The 25,219-nt window shown below is 64.3% G+C and carries 16 protein-coding genes and 1 pseudogene; 11 read left to right on the plus strand and 6 right to left on the minus strand.

The annotated features are described in order from the left end of the window. Nucleotides 1–52: 52 nt before the first annotated feature. The gene (locus FG13_RS21235) at nt 53–2,398 is read right to left on the minus strand and encodes a penicillin-binding protein 1A (protein WP_035824043.1); all 2,346 of its coding nucleotides are present in this window, start codon (nt 2,396–2,398) and stop codon (nt 53–55) included. Nucleotides 2,399–2,690: 292 nt separating this feature from the next. On the opposite strand from FG13_RS21235, the gene pilM reads away from it, so the two are divergent. The 10 genes and pseudogenes from pilM to FG13_RS21285 all read left to right on the plus strand — a co-directional run bounded on the left by pilM (nt 2,691) and on the right by FG13_RS21285 (nt 16,870). Further along, on the plus strand, nt 2,691–3,332 hold the full coding sequence (gene pilM, locus FG13_RS21240; protein ID WP_051959318.1) for a pilus assembly protein PilM: 642 nt from the start codon (nt 2,691–2,693) through the stop codon (nt 3,330–3,332). A 14-nt stretch (nt 3,333–3,346) separates the two neighbouring features. Then, nucleotides 3,347–3,889 carry a PilN domain-containing protein gene (locus FG13_RS21245; RefSeq protein WP_158300069.1) on the plus strand — a complete coding sequence of 181 codons (543 nt, stop codon included), beginning with the start codon at nt 3,347–3,349 and terminating at the stop codon, nt 3,887–3,889. A 15-nt stretch (nt 3,890–3,904) separates the two neighbouring features. After that, nucleotides 3,905–4,942: a pilus assembly protein PilP gene (locus FG13_RS29135; RefSeq protein WP_152598823.1), complete on the plus strand. Its 1,038-nt coding sequence runs from the start codon at nt 3,905–3,907 to the stop codon at nt 4,940–4,942. Between the two features lie 92 nt (nt 4,943–5,034). Then, a pseudogene (locus tag FG13_RS21255) lies at nt 5,035–6,360 on the plus strand (type IV pilus secretin PilQ); the annotation flags it as partial. A 55-nt stretch (nt 6,361–6,415) separates the two neighbouring features. Then, a complete protein-coding gene (locus tag FG13_RS21260) occupies nt 6,416–8,686 on the plus strand; it encodes an Ig-like domain-containing protein (protein ID WP_161784200.1) in 2,271 nt (756 codons plus the stop codon). A 107-nt stretch (nt 8,687–8,793) separates the two neighbouring features. Then, entirely contained in the window at nt 8,794–10,413 is a 1,620-nt protein-coding gene (aroKB, locus tag FG13_RS21265; RefSeq protein WP_035824048.1) for a bifunctional shikimate kinase/3-dehydroquinate synthase AroKB, read from the plus strand. A 1-nt stretch (nt 10,414) separates the two neighbouring features. After that, nucleotides 10,415–11,551, plus strand: a complete 1,137-nt coding sequence (locus tag FG13_RS21270; RefSeq protein ID WP_035824051.1) for a deoxyguanosinetriphosphate triphosphohydrolase — start codon at nt 10,415–10,417, stop codon at nt 11,549–11,551. 263 nt (nt 11,552–11,814) lie between these two features. Then, the gene (dsrO, locus tag FG13_RS21275; protein ID WP_051959321.1) at nt 11,815–12,525 is read left to right on the plus strand and encodes a sulfate reduction electron transfer complex DsrMKJOP subunit DsrO; all 711 of its coding nucleotides are present in this window, start codon (nt 11,815–11,817) and stop codon (nt 12,523–12,525) included. A gap of 3 nt (nt 12,526–12,528) precedes the next feature. Further along, nucleotides 12,529–13,635, plus strand: a complete 1,107-nt coding sequence (gene nrfD, locus FG13_RS21280; RefSeq protein ID WP_035824053.1) for an NrfD/PsrC family molybdoenzyme membrane anchor subunit — start codon at nt 12,529–12,531, stop codon at nt 13,633–13,635. A gap of 10 nt (nt 13,636–13,645) precedes the next feature. Continuing rightward, nucleotides 13,646–16,870, plus strand: coding sequence for a molybdopterin dinucleotide binding domain-containing protein (locus tag FG13_RS21285; protein ID WP_051959323.1), 3,225 nt, complete (start codon nt 13,646–13,648; stop codon nt 16,868–16,870). 34 nt (nt 16,871–16,904) lie between these two features. Here FG13_RS21285 and FG13_RS21290 read toward each other — a convergent pair whose 3' ends face one another. The 5 genes from FG13_RS21290 to mutM are packed head-to-tail and all read right to left on the minus strand — an operon-like array spanning nt 16,905 to nt 23,261. After that, nucleotides 16,905–17,519 carry a response regulator transcription factor gene (locus FG13_RS21290; protein ID WP_035824055.1) on the minus strand — a complete coding sequence of 205 codons (615 nt, stop codon included), beginning with the start codon at nt 17,517–17,519 and terminating at the stop codon, nt 16,905–16,907. Then, the gene (locus FG13_RS21295; protein WP_051959325.1) at nt 17,516–19,318 is read right to left on the minus strand and encodes a sensor histidine kinase; all 1,803 of its coding nucleotides are present in this window, start codon (nt 19,316–19,318) and stop codon (nt 17,516–17,518) included. The genes FG13_RS21290 and FG13_RS21295 overlap by 4 nt, the downstream gene beginning before the upstream one ends. Then, nucleotides 19,318–20,481, minus strand: coding sequence for an A/G-specific adenine glycosylase (mutY, locus tag FG13_RS21300; RefSeq protein ID WP_051959327.1), 1,164 nt, complete (start codon nt 20,479–20,481; stop codon nt 19,318–19,320). Before mutY ends, FG13_RS21295 begins: the two co-directional genes overlap by 1 nt. Before the next feature lie 20 nt (nt 20,482–20,501). Beyond that, nucleotides 20,502–22,403: a dynamin family protein gene (locus FG13_RS21305; protein WP_035824057.1), complete on the minus strand. Its 1,902-nt coding sequence runs from the start codon at nt 22,401–22,403 to the stop codon at nt 20,502–20,504. Between the two features lie 21 nt (nt 22,404–22,424). Continuing rightward, nucleotides 22,425–23,261 (minus strand): bifunctional DNA-formamidopyrimidine glycosylase/DNA-(apurinic or apyrimidinic site) lyase, encoded by an 837-nt coding sequence (mutM, locus tag FG13_RS21310; RefSeq protein WP_035824059.1) that lies wholly within the window; start codon nt 23,259–23,261, stop codon nt 22,425–22,427. 167 nt (nt 23,262–23,428) lie between these two features. Between mutM and FG13_RS21315 the strand changes: the two genes are divergently transcribed. Next, nucleotides 23,429–25,216, plus strand: coding sequence for a tetratricopeptide repeat protein (locus tag FG13_RS21315; protein ID WP_035824062.1), 1,788 nt, complete (start codon nt 23,429–23,431; stop codon nt 25,214–25,216). The last annotated feature ends 3 nt before the right edge of the window (nt 25,217–25,219 follow it).

Raw genomic sequence — 25,219 nt, forward strand, 5'->3', positions numbered from 1 at the left:
CGCAATAAAAAAGGGCAGCCTCTTCAGGCTGCCCTTTTTGCGTCAAACGATCTTAAAACAGCTCGTTCTTCACGGCTTCCTTGGCTTTCTCTTCCTCCGGCGTGCCGCGCGCCGCGCCTTCCAGGCTACCGACGCCCGTGCCCGGTGGATTTTCCGCATAGTAATACTCGTCGCCCACGTGGATCAGGCCTTCCGGCACGGCGCGTTCCTCGACGGGAATGCTTTTCAGGGCTTTCGCCATGTAGCTGATCCAGATCGGCAAGGCCAGGCCGCCGCCCGTTTCCCGGTTGCCCAGGTTGCGCGGCTGGTCGTAGCCGATCCACGCGATGCCCACCAGCTTGGCCTGGTAGCCGGCGAACCACGCATCGATGGAATCGTTGGTCGTGCCCGTCTTGCCGGCCAGGTCAGGGCGTTTCAAGGCCATGGCCTTGTTCGCCGTGCCGAAGCGCACGACGTCGTTGAGCATGCTGTTCATCATGAAGGCATTGCGCTCGTCGATGACCCGGTTGGCTTCCTCGCCCGCCAGGTCCGGCTTGGCTTGCGACAACACATTGCCATCGCTATCGGTCACTTTGGCGATCAGGTACGGGTTGATCTTGTAGCCGCCGTTGGCGAACACGGCGTACGCGCCCGCCATCTGCAGCGGCGTCACGTTGCCGGCGCCCAGGGCCAGGGTCAGGTACGGCGGGTTCTTGTCCGCGTCAAAGCCGAAGCGCGTCGCGTATTCCTGGCCATACTTGGCGCCGATCTTGTGCAGGATGCGGATGGAAATCATGTTCTTCGATTTCATCAAACCCTTGCGCATGGTCATCGGACCATCGTATTTGCTGTCGTAGTTCTTCGGTTCCCACGCCTGGCCGCCAGTCTGGCCCGCGTCGAACGAGATGGGCGCGTCGTTGATGATGGTGGCAGGCGACAGGCCCCGTTCCAGCGACGCGGAATAGATGAAGGGCTTGAAGGCCGAACCGGGCTGGCGCCACGCCTGTGTGACGTGGTTGAACTTGTTGCGGTTGTAATCGAAGCCGCCCACCATGGCGCGGATGGCGCCGTCCGTGGTGCTGGCCGAGACGAACGCCGATTGCACTTCCGGCATTTGCGTCAAGACCCAGGCATTGCCTTCTTGCATGACGCGGATCACGGCGCCGCGCTTGATGCGGCGGTTAGGCGCCGCTTTGTCCGACAGCCAGGCCGCGCCGAAGGTCAGGCCGGGGCCGGTAATGGTGATTTCCTCGCCGGCTGAGGTGACTGCCTGGAGGGACTTGGGCGACGCCTGCAGCACCATGGCGGCGATGATGTCGTCGCTGTCCGGATGGTCGGCCAGTTCCGTCTCGATCGCGTCATCGGCTTCGGCCTTGGTTTTCGGAATCTCGATATACGCTTCCGGGCCGCGGTAGCCGTGGCGTTTCTCGTAATCCATCACGCCCTTGCGCAAGGCGATGTAGGCGGCGTCCTGGTCGGCCTTGGTGATGGTGGTGTAGACGTTCAGGCCGCGCGTATACGTGTCTTCCTTGAATTGCTCGTAGACCAGCTGACGCGCCATTTCCGACACGTATTCCGCGTGCACGCCGAAGGCGCTGCTGTCGGTTTTCACTTTCAGCTCTTCATTCTTGGCTTCCGTGTATTGCTCCGGCGTGATGTAGCCCAGCTGCGCCATGCGCTGCAGGATGTATTGCTGGCGCATGCGCGCGCGTTTCGGATTGACGACGGGGTTGTAGGCCGATGGCGCTTTTGGTAAACCGGCCAGCATGGCCGCTTCGGCCACGGTCAGGTCCTGGATGTTCTTGCCGAAATAGATTTGCGCGGCCGAAGCGAAGCCGTAGGCGCGCTGTCCCAGATAAATCTGGTTCATATACACTTCGAGGATCTGGTCCTTGCTGAGGTTTTTCTCGATCTTCCAGGCCAGCAAGACTTCATACGCCTTGCGTTTCAGGGTCTGTTCGCTGGACAGGAAGAAATTGCGCGCCACCTGCTGCGTGATGGTCGACGCGCCTTGCTTGGCGCCGCCCGTCAGGTTGTGCAGGGCCGCGCGCGTGATGCCCAGGTAATCGACGCCGCCATGTTCATAGAAGCGGTCATCTTCGATGGCCAGCACGGCTTTCTTCATGACATCGGGAATATCCTTGATGTGCACCATGTTGCGGCGCTCTTCGCCGAATTCGCCGATCAGCACGCTGTCGGACGTGAACACGCGCAGCGGCATCTTGGGCTTGTAATCGGTCAAGGTATCGAGCGCCGGCAGGTTCGGATAGGCCATGGCCAGGCCAAAGACCACCAGCAAGACGCCGACGATGCCCAGGCCCAGCAGCGATGCCAGGGCCATCAGCAGGAAACGTTTGGGTTTGCTGCCCTTGGTGGGCGGCTTCGAGCCAGCGGGGCCAGCGGATTTTGAAGATGTCATGCGTCGTATGTCTTTCGGTTAATTATGCCGGCCAATTATAAGCGAGCTTGCCGGGGTGGCAGCGCGCCGTGGCGCTTGCCTGGGGGACAGTCGAAACTTGCCGATACTCTATATAAGCGTGTATTGGCTCGCTGGCAACCAGGATTTGGTAACAATTATTCTGCGCCAGATCACGGCCCGGCCAGATAGGCGCCGCGCGCAGCAGACGCCGGCGTGAAATCCATTTACAAGCCAGCGCTGCCGGGACTAGGCTTTCGGATGGCAGGAATCCCTCCCACGCTGACGTTTCTCCATGAAAAACATATCCATCAGCAATTTTCTTGGCATCGGCTTGCTGGGCGTCGACATCGCGGACGATGCCGTGCGCGTGGTCGAGTTGCGGCGCCGGCGTGGAAAACTGTCGTGCCGGCATTGCGGCGCCGCCGCGCTGGCGCCCGGCGTGCTACTGGAGGGCAATGTCGAGGACATGCAGGGCCTGGCCGATGCCCTGCGCCAGGCTCATCGCGACAGTGGCAGCACCTGCACGCGGGTGGCGCTGGCCATGCCGGCCACGGCCCTGATCACGCATGCGATCCGCTTGCCCGCCGGATTGCCGGAAGAGCAGCTGGAAATCCTCGTGGAACTGGAAGCGGGGCAATACATGCCGTTCGCGCTGGAAGACGCCAGCCTGGATTTTTGCATTCTCGGCCCCGCGCCGCCGCTGCCCGGCACGACAGGCAAGGAAGTCGACGTGCTGCTGGTGGCGGCGCGGCGGGCCAGCGTGCAGCGCCGTCTCGATGCGGCCAGGGCGGCGGGCTTGCTGGCCGTCGTCATGGATAGCGAGGCGCTGGCCTTGCAGGCGGCGCTCGCCCAAGGTGGCTGGCAAGCCTTGCCCGACGGTGGCGAGGCCTACCAGCTGGCCTGGGGCCTGGCCATGCACCGGTACGCCCGATGACGGGCCGGGCGCCCATGCAGCGCATCAACCTGTTGCCATATCGCACTGCGGCACGGCGCAGGCGCATTCAGCTGCTGCTGTGGCAACTGGCGGGCGGGGCGCTGCTGGGATTGCTGCTGGCCCTGGCGGCAGGCGCCTGGCTGCGCCACCAGCTCGACGCGCAACTGGGCCGCCAGGAGGGCTGGCGCAGTGCCATGCAGCAAGTCGATGCCATGCTTGTCGCTGGCAAGCGGGTGCAGGGAGAGACGGCGGCGCTGCTGCTGCGCCAGCAGGCCATGGCCAGTTTGCAAGAGCAACGCAATGCCTGGGTGCGCATGCTGGACGCGCTGGCCCGGGCAATGCCGGCCGGCGTTTCCTTGCACAGTGTGCGCCAGGAAACGGCGATGGTGCGCTTGCAGGGGCAGGCTGCATCGCAGGACAAGGTCGCGGCATTGCTGCTGGCGCTCGGGCAGGCGGCGCCTTGGTCCCGTCCGGAAGTGTTGGAAGTGCGCGGCGCGGCCAATGGCGCCGTGGAATGGACGATACGGCTGGCTTTGGCACCCGATGGACAATCTTAGTGGTGGAGGTTGATCATGCTGAGCTTGAAGACCGCGTCGCTGTGGCCGCTACCCGCGCGCCTCGCTTGCGCCACCCTGGCCGCTACGCTGGTGGCCGCGCTGCTGCACGCCGTGTGGCTGGCTGGGCTGATGACTGCCGTGCAGGTGGCGCAAAGTGAGGAGGCCCGCTTGCGCGCCACTTATCTGTCGGCGCGGGCCAGGGCGCAGCAGTTGCCGCAATGGCGCGCGCAGCAGCGCCAGGCCGGCGCCGAACTGGCCCTGCTGGAGCAGCAATTACCCGATCAGCAGGCGATGGCGCAGCTGTTGACGCAGATTAACGCCGCAGGCCAGTCGCGCGGCTTGCAATTTTCCCTGTTCAAGCCCGGTGCGTCCCAGCCGCAAGCGCCGTATGTCGCCTTGCCGATCGCCATACAGTTGCGTGGCGGCTACCACGCCATGGGCGCGCTGCTGGCGGATTTGGCGGGCCTGCCGCGCCTCGTCACGGTGCACGAACTGGCCTTGAACCTCGGCAAGGATCGCTTGCTGACCCTCGATGCCGTGCTGCACGCGTATCGCTTGCCTGAAGCGGGGGAGCGGGCGGCGCAAGCGGCATTGTCTCCAAAGACCAGCGCGCCCGCAGTGACACCAACTTGGCGCCCGCTTGCCGCCGTCGCGCCGTATCCCTACGCGGCGGCGGCCCTGTCCGATCCTTTCAATGCATTGCCGCCAGCGCCCGAGTCCGGTCAGCGTGGCGGCGTGGCGGGGCCTGATCCGCGCCGTGTGCGCGAAGCGCTGGAAAGCGTGGCCTTGCCGGCCATCAGCATGGTCGGCAGCGTGCAGCAGGACGGCCGCCTGAGCGCGCTGCTGCTGGCGGGCCAGCGTGTGTACCGGGTGGCAGTGGGCCAGTACCTGGGGCAAGATCACGGCGTGGTGACGGACATCAGTGAACGGGCGCTGCAGTACCGTGAATTGCTGCGCGAGGCGGATGGCCCCTGGCGCGAGCGGCGCGGCAGCCTGGCCTTGCAGGTGGCGGGGGCGGGGCCGAAGGCCAGCTTGCCCGAGGCGGCGCCGTGAGGCCGCGCCACATGTTCCTGGCCGCCGTGCTGTGCCTGCATGCCAGCAGCCTGGCCCAGGATGCCGTGGTGAACGTGACGGCGCCGCGTCTGTATGCGGGCGACAAAATCTCCGTTGATTTCCAGAACGTGGGCGTGCGCGCGGCCCTGCACATCCTGGCCGATGCGTCGGGGCAAAATATCGTTGCCAGCGACAGCGTGGCGGGCAACGTGACCCTGCGCCTGCGCGACTTGCCGTGGGACCAGGCGCTCGACGTGCTGTTGCTGGCCAAGGGCCTGGAGATGCGGCGCAATGGCAGCGTGCTGTGGATCGCGCCGCGCGAGGAAATGCTGGCGCGCGAAAAACTGGAGCTCGAAGCGCGCGCCCAGATCGCCGAACTGGAACCCTTGCAATCAGCCATCTTCCAGCTCAATTACCAGAAGGCCGAAGCGTTCCGCAGCGTGTTCGGCCTCGATGCGGGGGAAGGGCGCAGCCGCTTGCTGTCGCGCCGTGGCAGCGTGCTGATCGAGCCGCGCACGAACCAGCTGTTCGTCACCGACGTGCCGGTGCGCCTGGAGCAGATACGTCAGTTGATCGCGAAGACGGATATTGCTACGCGGCAAGTGATGATCGAGGCGCGCATCGTCGAGGCGAATGACAGCTTCAGCCGCAACCTGGGCGCGCGCCTGGGTTTTACGGACCAGCGCCTGGCGGCGGGCCAGTTGCCCGGTTTTTCCCTGGGCGGCAGCGGACGTCGCGCGGCCATCGGCGGCAGCTACCAGGGCGTGGGCGAGGCGACGGGGCAAACGGTGGGCGGCAGCGGCGCCTTCGTGCCGAACTCGCAATTCGTCAACTTGCCCGCCGCCAGCATCAATGGCTTGCAGCCGGCCAGCTTCGCCCTGAGCCTGTTTTCGGCGGCCGCCAACCGTTTTCTGAACCTGGAACTGTCCGCGCTGGAAGCGGACGGCCGGGGCAAGATCATTTCCAGTCCCCGCGTGGTGACGGCCGACAAGGTGCTGGCGCTGATCGAGCAGGGCATCGAGCTGCCGTACCAGGTGGCCACCAGCAGCGGCGCCACGTCGATCACCTTTCGCAAGGCGAACCTGCGCCTGGAAGTGACGCCGCAGATCACGCCGGACGGCAACGTGGTGCTGGAAGTGGACGTCAACAAGGATAGCGTGGGCCAGGAAACGCGTTCCGGCTTTGCCATCGACACCAAGCACGTGCGCACGCAAGTGATGGTGGAAGACGGCGGCACGGTGGTGCTGGGCGGTATTTATCAGCAATCCGAGCGGGGCACGGACAGCAAGGTGCCGCTGCTGGGCGACATCCCCGTGCTCGGTGTTTTTTTCCGCAGCACGGGCCGCAGTCAAGAAAAAACGGAACTGATGGTGTTTATTACGCCGAAAATAGTGGCAGATCGGCCAGCAACACGTTAATGTCACATCTTTACGTTTAAGTAACAATGCAAACGAAAGCGGACTGATGGCGACTATGCGGAATGTATCTTTGAGCAACACTTATTGGAGTCGGGTAGCGAATTGGCTGGTCTTGCTGGCGCTGGGCGCCTTGCTGGCCGCGTGCGGCGGCGGTGGCGGCGATCCGACCATCGATGGCGGCAGCAGTGGCGGCACGACGGGCGGGGTGGCCGCGACGGTCACGGTAAGCCTGTTTAACGCTGCTGGCCAGCCTGGCAGTACGCTAAGCAGCACGACGCCGCTGACGGCCAAGGCGCTCGTCAACGATAAAAATGGCGTTCCCGTCAGCAATGCCGTGGTCACGTTTTCGGCCGATGCCACGCTGGTAACGATGTCGTCGACCAACGGCACGGCACTGACCGATGCCAAGGGCTATGCCAGCATCACCGTCTCGGCCCTGAATGCAGCAGTAACCGGTGCGGGCAAGCTGACGGCCACTGTCGCAACGGCCACCGCCACGGTCACCGGCGAGGCGAGCTATGAAATCAAGGCAGCGCAGGCTGCTGGCGCGAAAATGACGCTTTCCTTGCTGAACGGTAATAGCGCCAGCAATGCATTGTCGAGCGCCACGCCATTGACGGCCAAGGCGCTTGTTACCGACTTGAGCGGCAAGCCGATCGCCGATGTCCTGGTAGTTTTTTCTACCGACAATGCCGTTGCTGTACTGTCCCCGTCAGTAGGGACGGCACTGACTGACGCGACGGGTATGGCCAGCGTTACCATGCGTCCTTTCAGTCTGACGAGCAGCGGCGCCGCTAGCTTGCGGGCTAGCACGACAGTAAATGGTGCTCTTGCCAGCACTCAAATTAACTATGTGCTGGGCACAACAGATCTGACGCTGGCCAACATGACATTTTCGCCTGCCAGCATCCCTGCCTATGGCACGGCAAATGTGTCGGTTGATATCATGGCTGGCAGCAAGGCCTACACCGGTACGGGAGTAACGGTGGATTTTGGTTCGAACTGTGTCTCCGCGGGCAAAGCCAGCGTGAGCAGCGGCGTGCCGGCCGTCAATGGCAAGGCGACGGCCGTGTACCGCGATCTCGGTTGCGGCGGCGCGGACATGCTGTTTGCCTCCGTGACCGGTAGCAACGCCGCACTGCACGCCACCCTGAACGTCGCGCGGGCGACGCCGGCGTCGGTACAGTTTTCCGCCGTTAGTCCGGTGGGGAAATCGCTTGTCATTCAAGGCCAGGGCGGCTTGTCGCGCACGGAAACGGCGACCCTGACTTTCCGCGTATTCGATACTTTCAACAGACCTTTGCCAGGCCAGGAAGTCACTTTCTCGCTGCTGAACGGCCCGGGTGTGACGTTGAATAAGCTGAAGGACATCACCGATGCCAACGGTGAAGTCATCACCACGGTCAATTCCGGTCTTACGCCGACGACGTTCCGCGTCAAGGCCAGCCTGGCATCCGGCGTATCCACCTTGTCCGACTCCATCCTGGTGACGACCGGCTTGCCCGTGCAAACGGCATTTTCGCTGAGCGTGGTTAAATCCAACGTGGAAGGCTGGTCCTATGACAGCGGCGTGGGCAACCCCGCCACCACCGTCACTGTCCTGTTGGCGGACCAGGCGGGCAATCCGGTACCGGATGGCACGCCGGTGGCGTTCCAGAGCAACCTGGGCGCTATCGGTTCATCGAGCATGGGTGGCTGCACCACCACCAATGGCGGCTGCTCGGTCGATTTCCGCAGCCAGAATCCGCGTGTGGCGACCAATCCGCCGGCGACGCCCTGCAATGACCTCAAAAACGGCGGCACGGCGGACAGTAACTGGCCGGGCCTGGCGACCGTGTGTGCCAGCACGTCGGATGGCAGCACGACATTGTTTGCCAAGATCGCGATCTTCTTGAGCGACAGCCATCCTGACAAGGTCTTCCTGACGAACGACGATGGCAGCACCGCTGTCCTGGGGACACAGGCGTATGACCTGGGTTCCCGGTCGGCGAGCCTGCCCCGCACATTCCGCCTGCTGATCAGCGATCTGCATCAAAATCCCATGCCATCCGGTAGTACGGTGACAATCACGAATGCCGTCAATGGGCAGGTGTCAGTGTTGCCGGCGAGCGTGCAAAATATCTACCCGCACAATATGCTTGGTGTCGATGACAGGACGGGCAACAACATCAAGGGTAACCAGGGCAGCCTGCATACCGTTACAATTAACAGTATGACGCCGACCAGCTGTGTAGCCGATGTAGTCAATACGTTTAATGTGACAGTGACGACGCCGCTGGGCAACGCCACCAGTTACCCGTTTAGACTGACATTCTCCTGTCCTTGACCTGCGGGGGGAGCGGGGGCCGTCGAGGGCGGCACCCGTTATTTTCTGATTGATTGATATAAAAAGTGTCCGAAATTTCCAACAGTAATATTTTTCTTGTCGGCCTCATGGGCGCAGGCAAAACCACGATCGGGCGCATCCTGGCCCGCAAGCTGGGCTTGCGCTTTGTCGATTCCGACCACGAAATCGAGGCACGCACGGGCGCGACCATCCCGTGGATCTTTGAAATCGAGGGCGAGGCCAGCTTTCGCCGGCGCGAGGCCGAGGTCATCCGCGACCTGAGCGCCCAGCAAGGTATCGTCATGGCCACGGGCGGCGGGGCCATCCTCAACGCCGACAGCCGCGCCTACCTGAAGGAACGGGGCACGGTCGTGTATCTGCGCGCCAGCGTCAGCAACATCCTGGCGCGCACCAGCCACGACAAGAATCGTCCGCTGCTGCAGACGGCCGACCCGCGCAGGAAGCTCGAAGAGCTGACGGCGCAGCGCGAGCCCCATTACATGGAAGTGGCCGACATTGTCATCGACACGGGCCGTCCTAACGTACAATCGATGGTCCAGACCATCCTGATGCAGCTGGCCAGCCTCGAATGCGAGGCCTCGCCCAACTGCGTTATTCATGCAGAGCCTTCCATGAACGAGCAATCCAAAATGTTGTTGAGCGTAGACCTCGACGAACGCAGTTATCCGATCGCCATCGGTCCCGGCCTCTTGGCTGACGCCGATGCGCTGCTGCGCCATATCAGCGGCCACAAGGTGGCCATCGTCACCAATACCACCGTCGCGCCCCTGTATCTGGGCCGCCTGCAGGCGGCGCTGGCCAGCGATGGCCGCGAAGTGATCTGCATCGTCCTGCCGGACGGCGAAGAGTATAAAAACTGGGCCAGCCTGATGCAGATCTTCGACGCGCTGCTGGCCAATAAATGCGACCGCAAGACCACCCTGGTGGCGCTGGGCGGCGGCGTGATCGGCGACCTGACCGGCTATGCGGCCGCCAGCTACATGCGCGGCATCGGCTTCGTGCAGGTGCCGACCACCCTGCTGGCGCAGGTCGATTCCTCCGTCGGCGGCAAGACGGGCATCAACCACCCGCTGGGCAAAAACATGATCGGCGCCTTCTACCAGCCGCGCGCCGTGATCGCCGACACCTCGACCCTGGAAACCCTGCCGGCGCGCGAGCTGTCGGCGGGCCTGGCCGAAGTGATCAAGCATGGCGCCATCATCGATGCCGCGTTTTTCGACTGGATCGAGGCGAACATGGCCAAGCTGATGGCGCGCGACAAGGGCGCCTTGGCCTACGCGATCGCCCGCTCATGCGAAATCAAGGCCGATGTGGTGCGCCAGGACGAACGTGAAGGCGGCTTGCGCGCCATCCTGAACTTCGGCCACACCTTCGGCCACGCCATCGAGGCGGGCCTGGGCTACGGCCACTGGCTGCACGGCGAAGCCGTCGGCTGCGGCATGGTGATGGCGGCGGACCTGTCGTGCCGCATGGGCTATATCGACCAGGCAGCCGTCGAGCGCGTGCGCAAACTCGTCGCCGCCGCCGGCCTGCCCGTCAAGGCGCCGGACCTCGGTGTCGCGCGCTGGCTGGAACTGATGGAGGTCGACAAGAAGAACGAGGGCGGCGCCATCAAATTCATCCTGTTGAAACCCCTGGGCAGCCCAAGCATCACGTCCGCACCCCATGAACTGGTGCTGGCCACACTGGCCGCCGGAGTGCAATAACATGCTGCCGGAAGACTTCCTGGCTCCGTATGCGGCCCACTCGGCACAGGGGCAGGGACGTCGCTTTGCCGAGGCGCCGCACGCCTCGCGCAGCCAGTTCCAGCGCGACCGCGACCGCATCATCCACTCCTCGGCCTTCCGCCGTCTCGAATACAAGACCCAGGTGTTCCTCAACCATGAGGGAGACCTGTTTCGCACGCGCCTGACGCACAGCCTGGAAGTGGCGCAAGTGGGGCGTTCGATTGCGCGCAACCTGCGCCTGAACGAAGACCTGGTGGAAGCCATCGCGCTGGCGCATGACCTGGGCCACACGCCGTTCGGCCACGTGGGCCAGGACGTGCTCAATGAATGCATGCAGGAGCATGGCGGCTTCGAACACAACCTGCAAAGCCTGCGCGTGGTCGACACGCTGGAAGAGCACTACGGCGCCTTCGATGGCTTGAACCTGATGTTCGAGACGCGCGAAGGCATATTAAAACACTGCTCGCTGGCGCATGCGCGCGAACTCGGTCCCGTGGCACAGCGCTTCATCGACCGTACGCAACCGACCCTGGAAGCGCAGCTGACCAACCTGGCCGATGAAATCGCCTACAACAGCCACGATATCGACGACGGCCTGCGTTCCGGCCTGATAACCATCGCCCAGCTGGAAGAGGTGGAATTTTTCGGCCGCCTGTGGCGCGAGGTGCAGCAGGCGTTCCCGGGTCTGTCGGGCCGGCGCGCCATCTACGAAACCCTGCGCCGCCTGATCACGGCACTGGCCGACGATCTGATCGTCACCTCGACGCAGCTCATTGCCGATGCCGCCCCGCGTGATGTGAACGAAGTGCGCGCCAGCGCTCCACTGATCCGTTTTTCGGACGCCATGCGCAAGGACGCGACGGAGCTGAAACGCTTCCTGCGGGAGAACCTGTACCGCCACTACCAGGTCAACCGCATGCGCGTCAAAGCGAGCCGCATCGTACGCGAACTGTACGACAGCTTCATGGCCGAACCGGCCCTGCTGCCGCCCGACTATCAAATCAAGGATGGCGACGTCACGCAACAGGCGCGCAAGATCGCCGACTACATCGCCGGCATGACGGACCGCTACGCGATCCGCGAGCATCGCCGGTTGTATTCGCTCGACGAGCTGTAACGGTCACTGCGGGCACTGACATGCTCGCGTGACGCTGCGTGTCGGGTTACGCCGTGCCGGCTAACCCGACCTACCAATGCAGGCGGTCATGGGGAATCCGACAACATTGCTGGCGCGGCGCCGTTACTCCGCATTGTCGATCCTGTCAATTGGCATGATCATCTAGGTCCCCGCACTATCACCCCAATATCCCCGCAGCGCCTTCTTTTCTATCATGGCAGCAAGTCAACAAGGGCTTGCCGCCCATAGTCAAGGAGAGTGTCATGATTGAATCGCGCCGCAGTTTCTTGCGCGCCTTGCCAGCCGTAACCATCGGGGCGGCCATCGCGCCGCTGCCCAGCAAGGCGGCCACCAAGGGCGAAGGCGGCCAGCGCTGGGCGATGGTGGTCGACGTGCAGAAGTGCATCGGCTGCCAGGCTTGCACGGTCTCCTGCATCATGGAAAACGCCGTGCCGGAAAACAGCTTCCGCACCGTCGTCTCGACCTATGAAGTCAAGGAAGAGAACCGCTGCGGCACCTACATGCTGCCGCGCCTGTGCAACCACTGCGCCAATCCCCCCTGCATTCCCGTCTGTCCCGTGGGCGCCACCTTCCAGCGCAAGGATGGCGTCGTCGTCGTCGACGGCGACCGCTGCGTGGGCTGCGCCTACTGCGTGCAAGCGTGCCCGTACGACGCGCGCTTCATCAACCACGAGACGGGCAAGGCCGACAAATGCACGTTCTGCGCGCACAGGGTCGATGAAGGCTTGCTGCCGGCCTGCGTGGAAACCTGCGTGGGCGGCGCGCGCATCTTCGGCAACCTCAATGACCCTGAAAGCCTGGTGCATCAGCTGCTCACCGAGAACAAGGTGAAGGTACTGAAACCCGAGCAGGGCACCCAGCCCCACGTGTTTTACCTGGGACTGGATACGCGTTTCGCCGGCCACGTCGAGGGCGAAGCGACTCTTTGGCAACCGAGCAAACACGGGAAATAAACCATGGACAGCCACATCACCGAAATTGTCAACGTCACGCGCGAAGCGGCATGGTTGCCGTGGGCGGTGCAGTATTTTTTCCTCATCGGCCTCAGTTACGGCAGCTTCATGCTGACCCTGCCGTACTTCGTTTTCGGCCGCAAGGCGTATGAACGCCTGGGGCGCATCGCGCTGCTGGCGTCCCTCGTCTGCGGCATGACGGCGCCCGTGGCGCTGCTGGCCGACTTGCACGGGCCGGGCCGCTTCTACCACTTCTATATTTACTTCCAGCCGCAATCGTGGATGTCGTGGGGCTCGTTCTTCATTCCTCTGTATCTGGGCTGTCTGATGCTGTACGCGTGGCTGGCGCTGCGCGTGGACTTTTCCACGCGGGGGCAGGGGCAGGATCGCCTGGCCTGGGCCTACCGCCTGCTGGGGCGCGGTGGCGCCGCATCGCGCAAGGCCATCGTCACCGCCGCCGCCTTCACCTTGCTGGCCGCCTTTGTCGTGGGCCTGTACACGGGCATGGAAGTGATGGTGGTACGTGCCCGCCCCCTGTGGTTCACGCCTTTCCTGCCGGCGCAATTTGCCGCCACGGCATTCGTGGGAGCGGTGGGCCTGGCGCTGTTGTTCAACCGTTTCCTGCCGGGCCGCGAGCAGGCGCTGGAAGTGTCGCTGAACCGCGCGCTGGCCCTGTCGCTGGCGCTGGTGCTGGCGCTGGGCGGCGGCTGGCTGTTCGTGAGTCTCTCTGGCGTGAGCGCCAGCCACAGCATGGCGTTCACCCAGGTGGCCGGCATGCCGCAATGGCAGCTCACGGCTGTGTGGGCCGTGCTGTCGTCCATCGTGCCGATGGCGCTGGCCATCTGGCGCCCGGCCACCAGTGGCCTGGTCAACGGCCTGATCGCGCTGCACAGCGCCTGGATGATGCGCTGGACGATTTTTATCGGCGGCCAGACGATCCCGAAGACGGGGGCAGGCCTGTATGACTACCATCTGCCGATGGGGAACGATGGCTTGATGGGGATCATCGGCACGGCCGGCCTGTGGCTCGCGCTGCTGTTGCTGATGCTGGAATTTTTGCCATGGGCCGGACGCATGCTGCGCAACCGTCCCGCCATGGCCACGCACTGAGGAGTCAAAAATGAACGAACGCACAAACAACGACGACCGCAACGACGGCCCTGAAGACGAAAACGAAAAACGCCGCAAGCTGCTACGCTACGGCGCCATTGGCGGCGGCCTGGCCGCCTTTGCCGCCAGCTTTTCCACCACGGCCGGCCGCATGGTCGACCACGCGCTGGGTAAAGATAAACCCGTGCAGAAACTGCATGGCAACTCTCTGTCGCCCGAGTTTTCCGTCGACACGGCGACGGGCAAGCTGACCGTCAATCCGGACCAGCAGGTCAGCTACACCATGTGCATGGGCTGCACCACGTTTTGCGGCGTGCGCGTGCGCCTGGATAAAAAAAGCGGCAAGGTGCTGCGCGTGGCGGGCAACCCGTACAGCCCCCTGTCGGCAGACCCTGCGCTGCCATATCAAACTTCGATCCGCGACAGTTTTGTGTCGCTGTCGCGCTTCCAGGAAAAGGGCTTGAAAGGCCGTTCGACGGCTTGCGGCCGCGGCAACGGCGTGCTGGAACAGATGGAGTCGCCGTTCCGCGTGCTGGCGCCCATGAAGCGTGTGGGACCGCGGGGCGGCGGCCAGTGGGAACCGATCGCCTTTGACCAATTGGTGAAGGAAGTGACGGAAGGCGGCGACCTGTTTGGCGAAGGCCATGTGCAGGGCTTGCGCGCCTTGCGCGAGCTGGAAAAACCGATCGATCCGGCGCAGCCGGAACTGGGCCCGCAAGTCAATCAGGTGGGCCTGATGTGCAGCACCGACGATGGCCGCCTGGCGTTCGGCACGCGCTTTTTCAAGCAGTCGTACGGCAGTCTGAACCTGGTCAACCACGGCTCGTATTGCGGCGGCGCCTACCGCAGCGGCTCGGGCGCCATGTTCGGCGACATGAAGAAAATGCCGCATGCGAAAGTGGACCTGGAAAACACGGAATTCTGCATTTTCGTCGGCACGGCGCCGGGCAATGCGGGCAACCCGTTCAAACGCCAGGGTACTCTGATCGCCAAGGCCCGTTCCGGCAAGCGCGAATTCAGCTACGTCGTCGTCGACCCCGTGCTGACGAATGCGGACAGCCTGGCCGCGGGCGACCGCAGCCGCTGGGTGCCGATCAAACCGGGCACGGACGGCGCGCTGGCCATGGCCATGATCCGCTGGATCATCGAGCACGAACGCTATGACCGCAACTTCCTCGTGCAGCCGAATCTGAAGGTGGCGGAAGCGGCGGGCGAAGCCGCCTGGTGCAACGCCACGCACCTGATCATCAACGAAAAGGGCCACGCGCGCGACGGCCGCTACCTGCGCGCGTCGGACATCGGTGCGGTGGAGCTGGCGGAAGAAGAGCGCTACAAGGATGGCGACGCCTACTGCGTGATCGACGCCGCCACGCAAGCCATCGTGCCGCACAATGCCGCCAAGGGCGAGGCGCGATTGTTCTTCGACGGCCCGCTGGACGTGCTTGGCGCGCCGCTGCACCTGAAGACGGCCATGACGATGCTCAACGAAGAAGCGCAGCGCCACAGCATGGACGAGTATTCGGCCGCCTGCGGTATCGGGCGCGACATCATCGAAGGCCTGGCGCAGGAACTCACCAGCCATGGCAAGCGCGCGGCCGTCAATGCCCATGGCGGCATGATGTCGGGCGCGGGCTTTTACAACGCGTATGCGCTGGTCATGCTCAATACCCTGATCGGCAATTTGAACCGCAAGGGCGGCACCCTCGTCAACGGCGGCAGCTTCAAGGATGCGGGACCCGGCCCGCGCTACAACCTCGAGAGTTTCGACGGCGAGATCAAGGCGGCCGGCATGCCGATCGGGCGCAATGTGCCGTATGAAAAAACCTCGGAATTCAAGCTGAAGAAGGAAGCGGGCAAGGCGTATCCAGCCAGGGCGCCGTGGTATCCGAACGCGCCCGCGCTGGCGACCGAGTGGCTGACCAGCGCCATGAACGGCTATCCGTACACTCTGAAGGCGCTGATCCTGTGGAGCTGCAATCCCGTCTACGGCATCACGGGCTTGCGCGCGCAGATCGGCAAGGAGCTGGCCGATCCGAAAAAGATTCCCCTGATCGTGGCCATCGACCCCTTCATCAATGAAAGCTCGGCGTTTGCCGACTACCTGCTGCCCGATACCTTGCTGTATGAAAGCTGGGGCTGGGCCGGCGCCTGGGGCGGCATGCCCGTCAAAATGAGCACGGCGCGCTGGCCCGTGGTCGAACCGCGCGTGCAAAAAACGCCGGACGGCCAGACCATCTGCATGGAATCGTTCTTCATCGCGCTGGCAAAAACGATGGCCTTGCCCGGCTTCGGTCCGGATGCCTTGCAAGACATGGATGGCCAGCGCTTCCCCCTGCAGCGCGCGGAAGACTGGTATCTGCGCGGCGGCGCCAACATCGCCTGGCAAGGCAAGACGTCCGTGCCTGACGCCAGCGACGACGACATCGAGCTGTCCGGCGTTGCCCGCATCCGCCCCGAACTGGAGCGCACCCTGAAGCCGGAAGAGTGGCGCAAGGTGGCCTTCATGCTGGCGCGGGGAGGGCGCTACCAGAGCTATGGCGAGATGTTCGGCCTGCGCCTGCCGCCGCCCGCGAACCCCAAGGCGCAGGCTGCTCCTGTGCCGATGATTGACGAGACGCCGTACCCGCAGGACTGGTCCACGCACCGCTATCTGAAACCGATGATGCTGTACAACGAAGGCCTGGGTGTGAGCAAGAACAGCTTGAGCGGCAAGCGTTTCCCCGGTACGCCCGCGTGGAGAGTGGCGGCGTTTGCCGACGGCACGCCCGTGCGTAAAACCTATCCGGCCAGCGAATGGCCGTTCGAGTTGATCAGTTTTAAATCCGCGCTGCAAAACTCGTACAGCATCGGCGCGCGGCGCTTGCGCGGCATCCATCCCGACAACCCGGTCGCCGTGCATCCTGACGATGCGGCGCGCTTGAAGCTGCAAAATGGCGATGAAATTTACCTGGAAACGCCGGGCGGCAAGGCCAGGGCCACGGTGATGCTGCGCCATGGCGTGCAGCGTGGCGTGATCGCCATCGAACACGGTTTCGGCCACAAGGAGCACGGCGCGCGCGCCCACCGCATCGGCAAATCGCGCCAGCCCGACGAGCCGGCAATCGGCGCCGGCATCAACCTGAATGACCTGGGGCTGACGGACCCGAGCCGCGGCGACAAGAACGTGTTTGTCGATCCCGTCTCGGGCACGTCGGTGCGGCAGGGACTGCCGGCACGGATTATCCCAAGGTCGTAACGGCTGGGGTCAGACCCGGCGGGTCTGACCCCGGTTAAATCTCTCCGCTGGCCATCAGCAGCCGGGCCACCTCGGCTGCTGAATGCAGGCCCAGTTTTTCCATCGTGTTATGGCGGTGCACCTGCACCGTCTTGTCGCTGATGCCCAGCTCGCGGGCGATGATTTTCGAGGCTTTGCCTTCGGCCATCAGCAGCGCCACTTCGCGCTCGCGCGCGGTGAGCCTGGCGAGTGCCGTTTGCGCCGTATTCGCGCTGGCGGCGCTGCGGCTTTCTGCCACGCTGCGGGCCACGGCGCGCGAGACGGCGTCCAGCAATACCTGATCCTTGCACGGCTTTTCCAGAAAATCGCAGGCACCGGCCTTCATCGTTTGCACGGCCATGGCCAGGTCGCCATGGCCGCTCAAAAAAATCACGGGTAGCGCGATCGCATGGCGCGACAACTCCTGTTGCAGCTCCAGCCCGCTCATCAAAGGCATGCGCACGTCGAGCAGCAAGCAGCCAGGCGCCTGACCCTCGTAGCGTTGCAGGAAATCGCGCGCCGATTCGAACGTCTGCACTTGCCAGCCGGCCGAATCGAACAGATAGGCCAGCGAGCGGCGCATGGCGGCGTCGTCGTCGACGACAAAGATGATCGCATCGCTTTCACTCATGGTGTTTCCTCTTGTATTTCCTTGTGCGCTTCCATATGGCTATCTTCGGGCAGGCGGAACCAGACCGTCAAGCCCGGCGCATCCGCGTTGGCGTGTGCCGACAGGCTGCCGCCGAACGATTCGATGATGCTTTTGCTGAGCGACATGCCCAGGCCCAGGCCTTCAGCCTTGGTGGTGAAAAATGGTTCGAACAAGCGCGCCATCTGCGCCGCATCGAGGCCGCAGCCGGCGTCGCGCACGGCCACCGTGCAGGCGCCGTTTTCACGGTGCAGCAGCACGCCGATGGGGTGTGCGGGATTGTCGTTTTCCACCTGCGCGTCGAGCGCATTTTTCAATAAATTGAGCAGCACCTGCTGCACTTGCTGTGGGTCGGCCAGCACGCGTGGCGCAAGCCTGGCGCTGTCGTGGCGCCAGTCTATCCTTGCCTGTGGATGGGCCGCGCGGAACAGCGATATGGCTTGCTCCACGGCGTCGGCCAGAGCGAAGGCGGTGCTGTGCGCGGGACGCTTTTGCGCCATCGCGCGGATGTGGCGGATGATGGCGCCCGCACGCTCGCTTTGCGTGGCGATTTCCTGCGCGCCATCGAGCAGCGGCGCCGCGTCGAGGCGGCCCGCCGTGATGCGGCGCGCCATGCCGCGCGCGAAATTGCCGATGGCCGCCAGCGGCTGGTTCAATTCGTGCGCGATGGCGCTGGCCATCTCGCCCAAAATCGCCAGGCGCGCCGTGTGATCGAGCGTGGCCTGGCGCTGGCGCGCCTGCTCTTCCAGCGCGCGCTGCTGGTGCTGGGCCGCGCGCAATTGCTCCGTGCGCCGGCTGACCAGGTATTCCACGCGCACCGTGTGCACGGCCCAGGCCACGAGCAGGGCCAGCGCCAGCAGCATCCAGCCCCAGTAGCGGCGCAGCGCCGTCTCGAACGTCAGCTTGTCCAGATAGGCGTAGGGACCGATGTGCAAGTCGCGGAACAGTTCATCGACGATCTGGTAATCGCTGGGCACCGTCCAGCTATAGCCTTCTTCGGTGCGCGGCATGGCCAGCAGGGCCTGCGCCACTTTTTTTGCCAGCGCGGGCGGCGTCTGGCGCAGGGCCACGAAGGGCCAGTCCGGATACAGCCGCGACGAGCTGGCGCAGCGAAAGCCGGGTATCGGGCGCGTGGTGATCACGCGCAGTTCCTCGGCGCGCACTTCACCGCGCGCCACCATCTGTTCCAGCAAACAGGTGCGCACGATGCCCGCATCCATGTGCCCGGACCTGACGGCGTCGATGATCTGCTGCGAGGGAAAACCGCTGTAGCGCAGGCTGGCAAAATCGTGCGCGGGATCGATGCCCGCTTCGCGCAGTTCGCGCGCGGCGATCTGGTAGCCGCCAAACGCGTCGGGCGCCACGGCCATCACGTTCTTGCCCGCCAGGTCGGCGAGGTCATGCAGCGGCGACGCGCTGCGCACGACGATGGCCGAGCCGATGGCCTGGCGCGGCGAGTCCGTCCACGGCGATTCCAGCGTGGCGATGCGGCTGGCGCCGTCGCTGTGTTCGAGCGCCACGTAATGGCCGCTGCTGGTGATGGCAAAGGCGATCGCTTGCGACTGCACGGCGCGCGTCAGGCCCGCCTGGTCGTAGTCGGCCAGGATGAAACGGATGCCGGGAATGCTGGCCTGCAGGTGGCGCGTCACGTACGACCAGTCCTGCTGCACGGCGTCGCCGCCCTTGTAGGCCAGTACGCCAATGCGGACCTCTGGCAGTGCGTCATCCGCTTGCGCGCCGTGCAGACACAGCGCCGCCAGCGCGAACAGTAAAAAACGCACTAAAACATGCTGCGCTGTGCCGAACGCGCATCGCCGAACAGGTCCAGCAGCAGTTTCTTGATGGGGGCGGGCAGCGGCGCATCCGCGATTTTCGCGCCGTCATACCAGACATGCGTCGCTTCCCCGGCCAGCGCCAGACGCCGCGCCAGGGTGATGCGGCAGGGCACGATGTGCAGCTTGTAGTGGGTAAACACGTGCACGATGGGCAGCAGCCGCTCCTGCGATTCGATCTCGCCGAACGGCGCCACGGCGCGCGCCAGCGCATCCTGGTCGATGTCGCGTGGAGAGTCTGCATCGGCCAGCACGTGGCCATCGAGTTCGGGCAGGGACAGCAAGCCGCCCCAGATGCCCGAGCCGGGACGCTGCTCCAGCAGCACCTGGCCGTCGTCGATGACGACCAGCATCACGGCGTGTTTTTCCGGGCTGGTTTTCTTCGGCTTGCGCACAGGTAAGTCTTTAACCCGATGGGTGGCGTAGGCAACGCAGCGCGGCTGCAGCGGGCAGCGGCCGCAATCTGGGCTGCTGCGCGTGCACAGGGTGGCGCCGAAGTCCATCAAGCCCTGCGTGTAGGCTTCGATACCGGTTTCAGGCAGCAGCGCTTCGGCGCGGCGCCACATGGCTTCCTCGACCCGTTTCTCGCCGGGATAGGCGTCGATGCCGAACGTGCGCGCAAACACGCGCTTGACGTTGCCGTCCATGATGGCCGCGCGCGTGCCGCTGGAAAACGCGGAAATGGCGGCTGCCGTCGAGCGGCCGATGCCGGGCAGGTCGGCCAGCAGGGCCGGGTCGCTGGGGAACACGCCATCGTATTCGGCCACCACGCGCTGCGCGCACTTGTGCAGATTGCGCGCCCGCGTGTAGTAGCCCAGGCCGCTCCATTGCGCCATCACGTCTTCGACGGGCGCGCTAGCGAGATCGCGCAGGGTGGGGAAGCGTTCGAGGAAGCGCGCGTAGTAGCCGAGCACGGCGGTGACCTGCGTTTGCTGCAGCATGATTTCGGACAGCCAGATCAGGTAGGCATCGCGCGTGTTTTGCCACGGCAGCGCGTGGCGGCCATGCTGCTTTTGCCAGGCGATGATGGTGGCGGAAAAAGTCGAGTCGATATAGTCTTCAAATGGTGCCGCGCCGTTGGCGGGCGAGAGCGGATGCAGCAAACGTTTCATGCAGGATTCCAGTGTTTTTGTTAGGTCGCGCTGGCTGCGCGCAAGGCGGCCAGCAATTGCGCCAGCTGCGCCTTGTCGCGTTCGAGCGCCGCCAGGCTGGCTTCGAAGCCGGCGATTTTCTGTTCCAGGCTGCCCGTGGCGTCGTGGATGCGCTGGATCGAGGCAAAGCGCAGTTTCAGCTGCTCCTTGTATTCGACGATCTGCACTTCGAGCGGCGCCATGATGACTTTCAGCCAGGCGCTGGCGTCGTCGTTGGCGTTGGTGAAGCTGCGGCGCACGCGCGAGGCGATGGTGTCGAAGAATTTTTCCATCAGCACGACGCGGCTGGTGGTGAGCAGGGTCGCCGTGCCGAACTGCTTATGGTAGACGGCTTCGATATCGGCGATCTCCTGGCGATAGCGGGCCAGCGAAAACGGCATCGGCAAGGCCAGCGCCAGGCCGTGTTCGGAGGCGAATTTGCGGTACATCACGTTCATCATTTCCGTGATCTCGGCCGTCTTGCCTTCCGAGCGGTCCAGGTTGCTGGCGATGCGCTCGAAATACTGGCGCACGGCTTCGCGCAGCCCCGTGAAAAAGCGGCTGCGCTGCATGGCGGCGCGCACGCCGTCGATATCGTCGCGCACGATATCCATGCCCAGGCTTGTGTACAGCTCCGTCGACAGGCGTGTAAACACGGCGCGCGTCGCCTGCAGTTTGAACAGGCTGCTGTCGAATTCCTTCTTCTCGATATCGATGCGCCGCATCATGTGCGCGATCACGCTCTGGTTCTTGCCGCGCAGGCTGTGCAGCTCGTGCAGCTGCTCGGCGATGCCGCGCGCGCGGGCTGCCGCCTGCACCTGCTGCGCCGCTTCGATGGCGTCCAGGTCGAACGCCAGCTGGCGCCGGATGATGTCCTTGCGCGCGGGGATCAGCTCCTCGAACAGGGCCGTCTCCAGCGCCTGCAGGCGGCTCTTTTCCAGCAGCGCCGCATCGTCGTTGATTTTGCCCACCAGGGCTTTTTGCGCCGAGACGGGAAACACCTGACTCGCGTCCAGTGTCAACAGATGCGCCACGCTGGCTTGCTGGCGTTCGATCGCTTGCGCCACCTCGGCATCGCCGCGCAATTCGTCCCACATGCTGTCGATCTTGTTGAGCACCACCAGGCGCCCGGCGCCGGCGCCGATATGGTTGCGCCATACCTCGATATCGCTGCGCGTGACGCCCGTGTCGGCCGCCAGGATGAACAGCACCGCGTGCGCATTCGGGATCAGGTTCAGTGTCAGTTCCGGTTCCGTGCCGATGGCGTTCAGGCCTGGCGTGTCGAGGATGACGAGGCCCTGTTTCAGCAGCGGATGGGGAAAGTTGATGATGGCGTGGCGCCACATGGAGATTTCCACCTGGCCGTCGTCGTCCAGCATGGCGGGGGCGTCCGCGTCGTCGGCGTCGTACAGGCCGTAGCGCGCCGCTTCTTCCACGCTGACTTTTTTCGTCAGGCTGACCTGGCGGATGGCGTCCTGCATGTCGTCGCCCGCCTCGATGTTCAGGGGCAGGACGGTCCAGGCGGCGGGCAGGTCGCGGTAGTCGCTGGTCGACAGGTTTTGCGCGCGCGTCTCGATGGGCAGCAGCCGGATCGATGGCGGCCAGGCCGCGTCGTACAGCAGCTCGGTGGGGCACATGGTGGTGCGGCCCGCGCCCGATGGCAGAATGCGCTGGCCGTAGCCGGCAAAGAAGATGGCGTTGATCAGCTCGGATTTGCCACGCGAGAATTCCGCCACGAAGGCGACGGATAAACGGTCGTCGAGCAGGCGGGAACCACAGCGCGCCAGGCGCAGCGCGGAGGCGCCGTCGACCAGGCCCGCCGCGCTGGCGGCTTGCCGGTATGCCTGCAAGGCGGCCTGCACGTCCTGCCGCCATGCGCTGTATTGTTCCAGGTCTCTGACCATCTGCTCCCCTTTACCCATGACTTACTTTTGACAGTTCACGCAGTAAAACGTGGAACGCTGTCCCTGCACGATCTGGCGGATAGGCGCGCCGCACACGCGGCAGGGCTTGCCCGCGCGGTTGTACGTGAAATACGTCTGCTGGAAGTAGCCGGACTGGCCGTTCACGCCGATGAAGTCGCGCAGGGTGCTGCCGCCCTGCACGATGGCTTCGGCCAGCACGTCGCGGATCGCTTGCGCCAGTTTCTCATAGCGGGCCAGGCCGATGCGCCGGGCCGGCGTCTTCGGGTTGATCCCCGCGCGGAACAGGCTTTCGGAACAATAGATATTGCCCACGCCGACGACGATGTCGCCCGCCATCAGCACCTGCTTGATGTTGGTGCCCTTGTTACGCGTTTTTTCGAACAGCAGCTGGCCCGTGAAGCCGCCTTCCAGCGGTTCCGTGCCGAGTCCCCGCAGCAGTGCGTGGCCGTCCAGCGGGCCATCGGCCTCGTCGTGCCACAGCACGGCGCCGAAGCGGCGCGGGTCCGTCATGCGCAGCACCTGGCTGCCCCCTTGCGCGTCTTCCACGACAAGGTCGAAATGGTCGTGTTTTTGCGCCTCCGTCCCCGCCGGCAGCACGCGCAAATGGCCGGACATGCCCAGGTGGATGATCAGGGTGCCGTGGCGGAAGTGGATCAGCAGGTATTTGCCGCGCCGCCCCGTCAGACCGATGGTTTGCCCGGACAATTGTTCGCCCAGGGCAGGGGGGAAGGGCCAGCGCAGGCCGTCGCGGCGCAGCACGACGGAGCGCACGGCGCGCCCTTCGAGATGGGGCGCGACACCGCGCCGTGTGACTTCGACTTCTGGCAATTCTGGCATAGGGCTCGAATAGTGGAAAACCGGGTAAAAAACAGGCGGGTTGCCGGCCGATGGCTGGCCCGGACACGCTGCGCCGCCACGACATATATATTTCGTTACATACGTGAAGTACGCGATAGCCGCGTTGGGCGTAGAATCAAACTTTGCCGTTTAGCCGGGATCCGCCTTTGAAAAACGCTTTCGCCATTGTAACCTTGTCCGCCCTGATGGCCACGCATGCCATGGCACAGACGCCTGTCGCCCCTGCCGATGCCGCGGCCGGCCCCACTGCGGCCGCGCCCGCCGCGCCGCAGGAGCCGGACACCTCCAAGGAGGGGGCCGGCGGCGACGGGCTGCCGAAGGTCGAATTGAGCAGCGACTTGCTGTACAAGCTGACCAAGGCTGAAATGGAATTCAAGAGCGGCCAGTGGCAAGGGCCGTACGTGACGATGATGGTGGCGGCGCAGCAGACGCGCGATCCTCGCCTGGCGCGCCGCGCGTCCGAAATGGCGCTGGCCGCCAAGCAGGGCAGCGAAGCGCTGGCGGCCATCCGTCTGTGGCGCGAGTTGGCGCCCGAATCGGATGAGGCAACCCAGTTCTTCCTCGGCTTCGTCGTGTTGACGGACAAGATCGAAGAAGCGGAGCCGATTTTTGCCGAGCGCCTGGCCAATGCGCCAGGGGGCGCGCGCGGTGTGGCCCTGTTCCAGATGCAGCAGATCTTGTCGCGCTCGAATGACAAGCTGTTTGCGTATGCCATGCTTACGCGCCTGGTGCAGCCCTACCTGGACATGTTCGAAGCGCACCTGGTGCTGGCGCAAGGCGCCCTGTCGCTTGGCGAGCGTGAGCGCGCCATCCGTGAAGCGAACAAGGCGCTGGCCATCAAGCCGAATTCCGAACTGGCCGTGCTGACCCTGGCGCAGGTGACGGGCGAACCGGAGGCGGCAAACAAGGTGCTGGCCGCTTTCCTGCAAAAGAATCCGGACGCCGTCGAAGTGCGCGGCGCGTATGCGCGCCTGCTGGTCGAACAAAAACAGCTGGAGCCGGCGCGCGAGCAGTTCCTGCTGCTGCTGAAAAGCCAGCCCGATAACCTGGGCGGCCTGTATGCGCTCGGCATCGTGGCGCTGCAGCTGGAAGACACCAAGGGCGCGGAGCAGTACTTCAAGCGCTTCCTGGCCGTGCTCGACAAATCTCCTGGCGATGCGCGCGATCCGTTCAAGGCCCTGATGATACTGTCGCAGATCGCCGAGACGCGCGGCGACACGGCCGGCGCCATCGCCTGGCTGGACAAGGTCGACAACAGCGCATCAAGCGGTTATGTCGAGGCGCGCTTGCGCCGCGCCCAGCTGATCGCCCGTGGCGGCAATCTCGATGCGGCGCGCAAGGCGCTGACGGAAATCGAAACGGACGATCCTGCAAGCCAGGCGCAGGTGCTGCTGGTCGACGCGCAATTCCTGCGCGACGCCGGCTACGTGCAAAGCGCGTACACGGTGCTGGAAAATGCCTTGCTGCGCTTCCCCGATAATCCGGAACTGCTGTACGACTACGCCTTGCTGGCCGAGCGCCTGGATAAGCTCGAGCTGATGGAAGCGAGCCTGCGCCGCGTGATGGCGCTGGCGCCCGACAATCAGCATGCCTACAACGCCCTCGGTTATTCGCTGGCGGAACGGGGCATCCGTCTGCCCGAAGCCCATGCACTGATCGAAAAAGCCTTGCAGATGGCGCCGGGCGACCCCTTCATCATGGACAGCATGGGTTGGGTGCAGTTCCGCATGGGCAACCTGGCCGCCGCGGAAAACGCGCTGCGCCGCGCCTATGCCGTGCGCAGCGACCCGGAAATCGCCGTCCACCTGGGCGAAGTCTTGTGGCAAAAGGGCGACAAGGCCGAAGCGCAAAAGCTGTGGCGCGAAGCGCAAGGCAAGGATCCGAAAAACGATGCGCTGAAAAGCACCCTGGCGCGACTGAATGTCAGTTTGTGATCG

It is taken from the genome of Janthinobacterium sp. RA13 (assembly GCF_000745325.1).
In the GTDB taxonomy this organism is placed as follows: domain Bacteria; phylum Pseudomonadota; class Gammaproteobacteria; order Burkholderiales; family Burkholderiaceae_D; genus Janthinobacterium; species Janthinobacterium rivuli.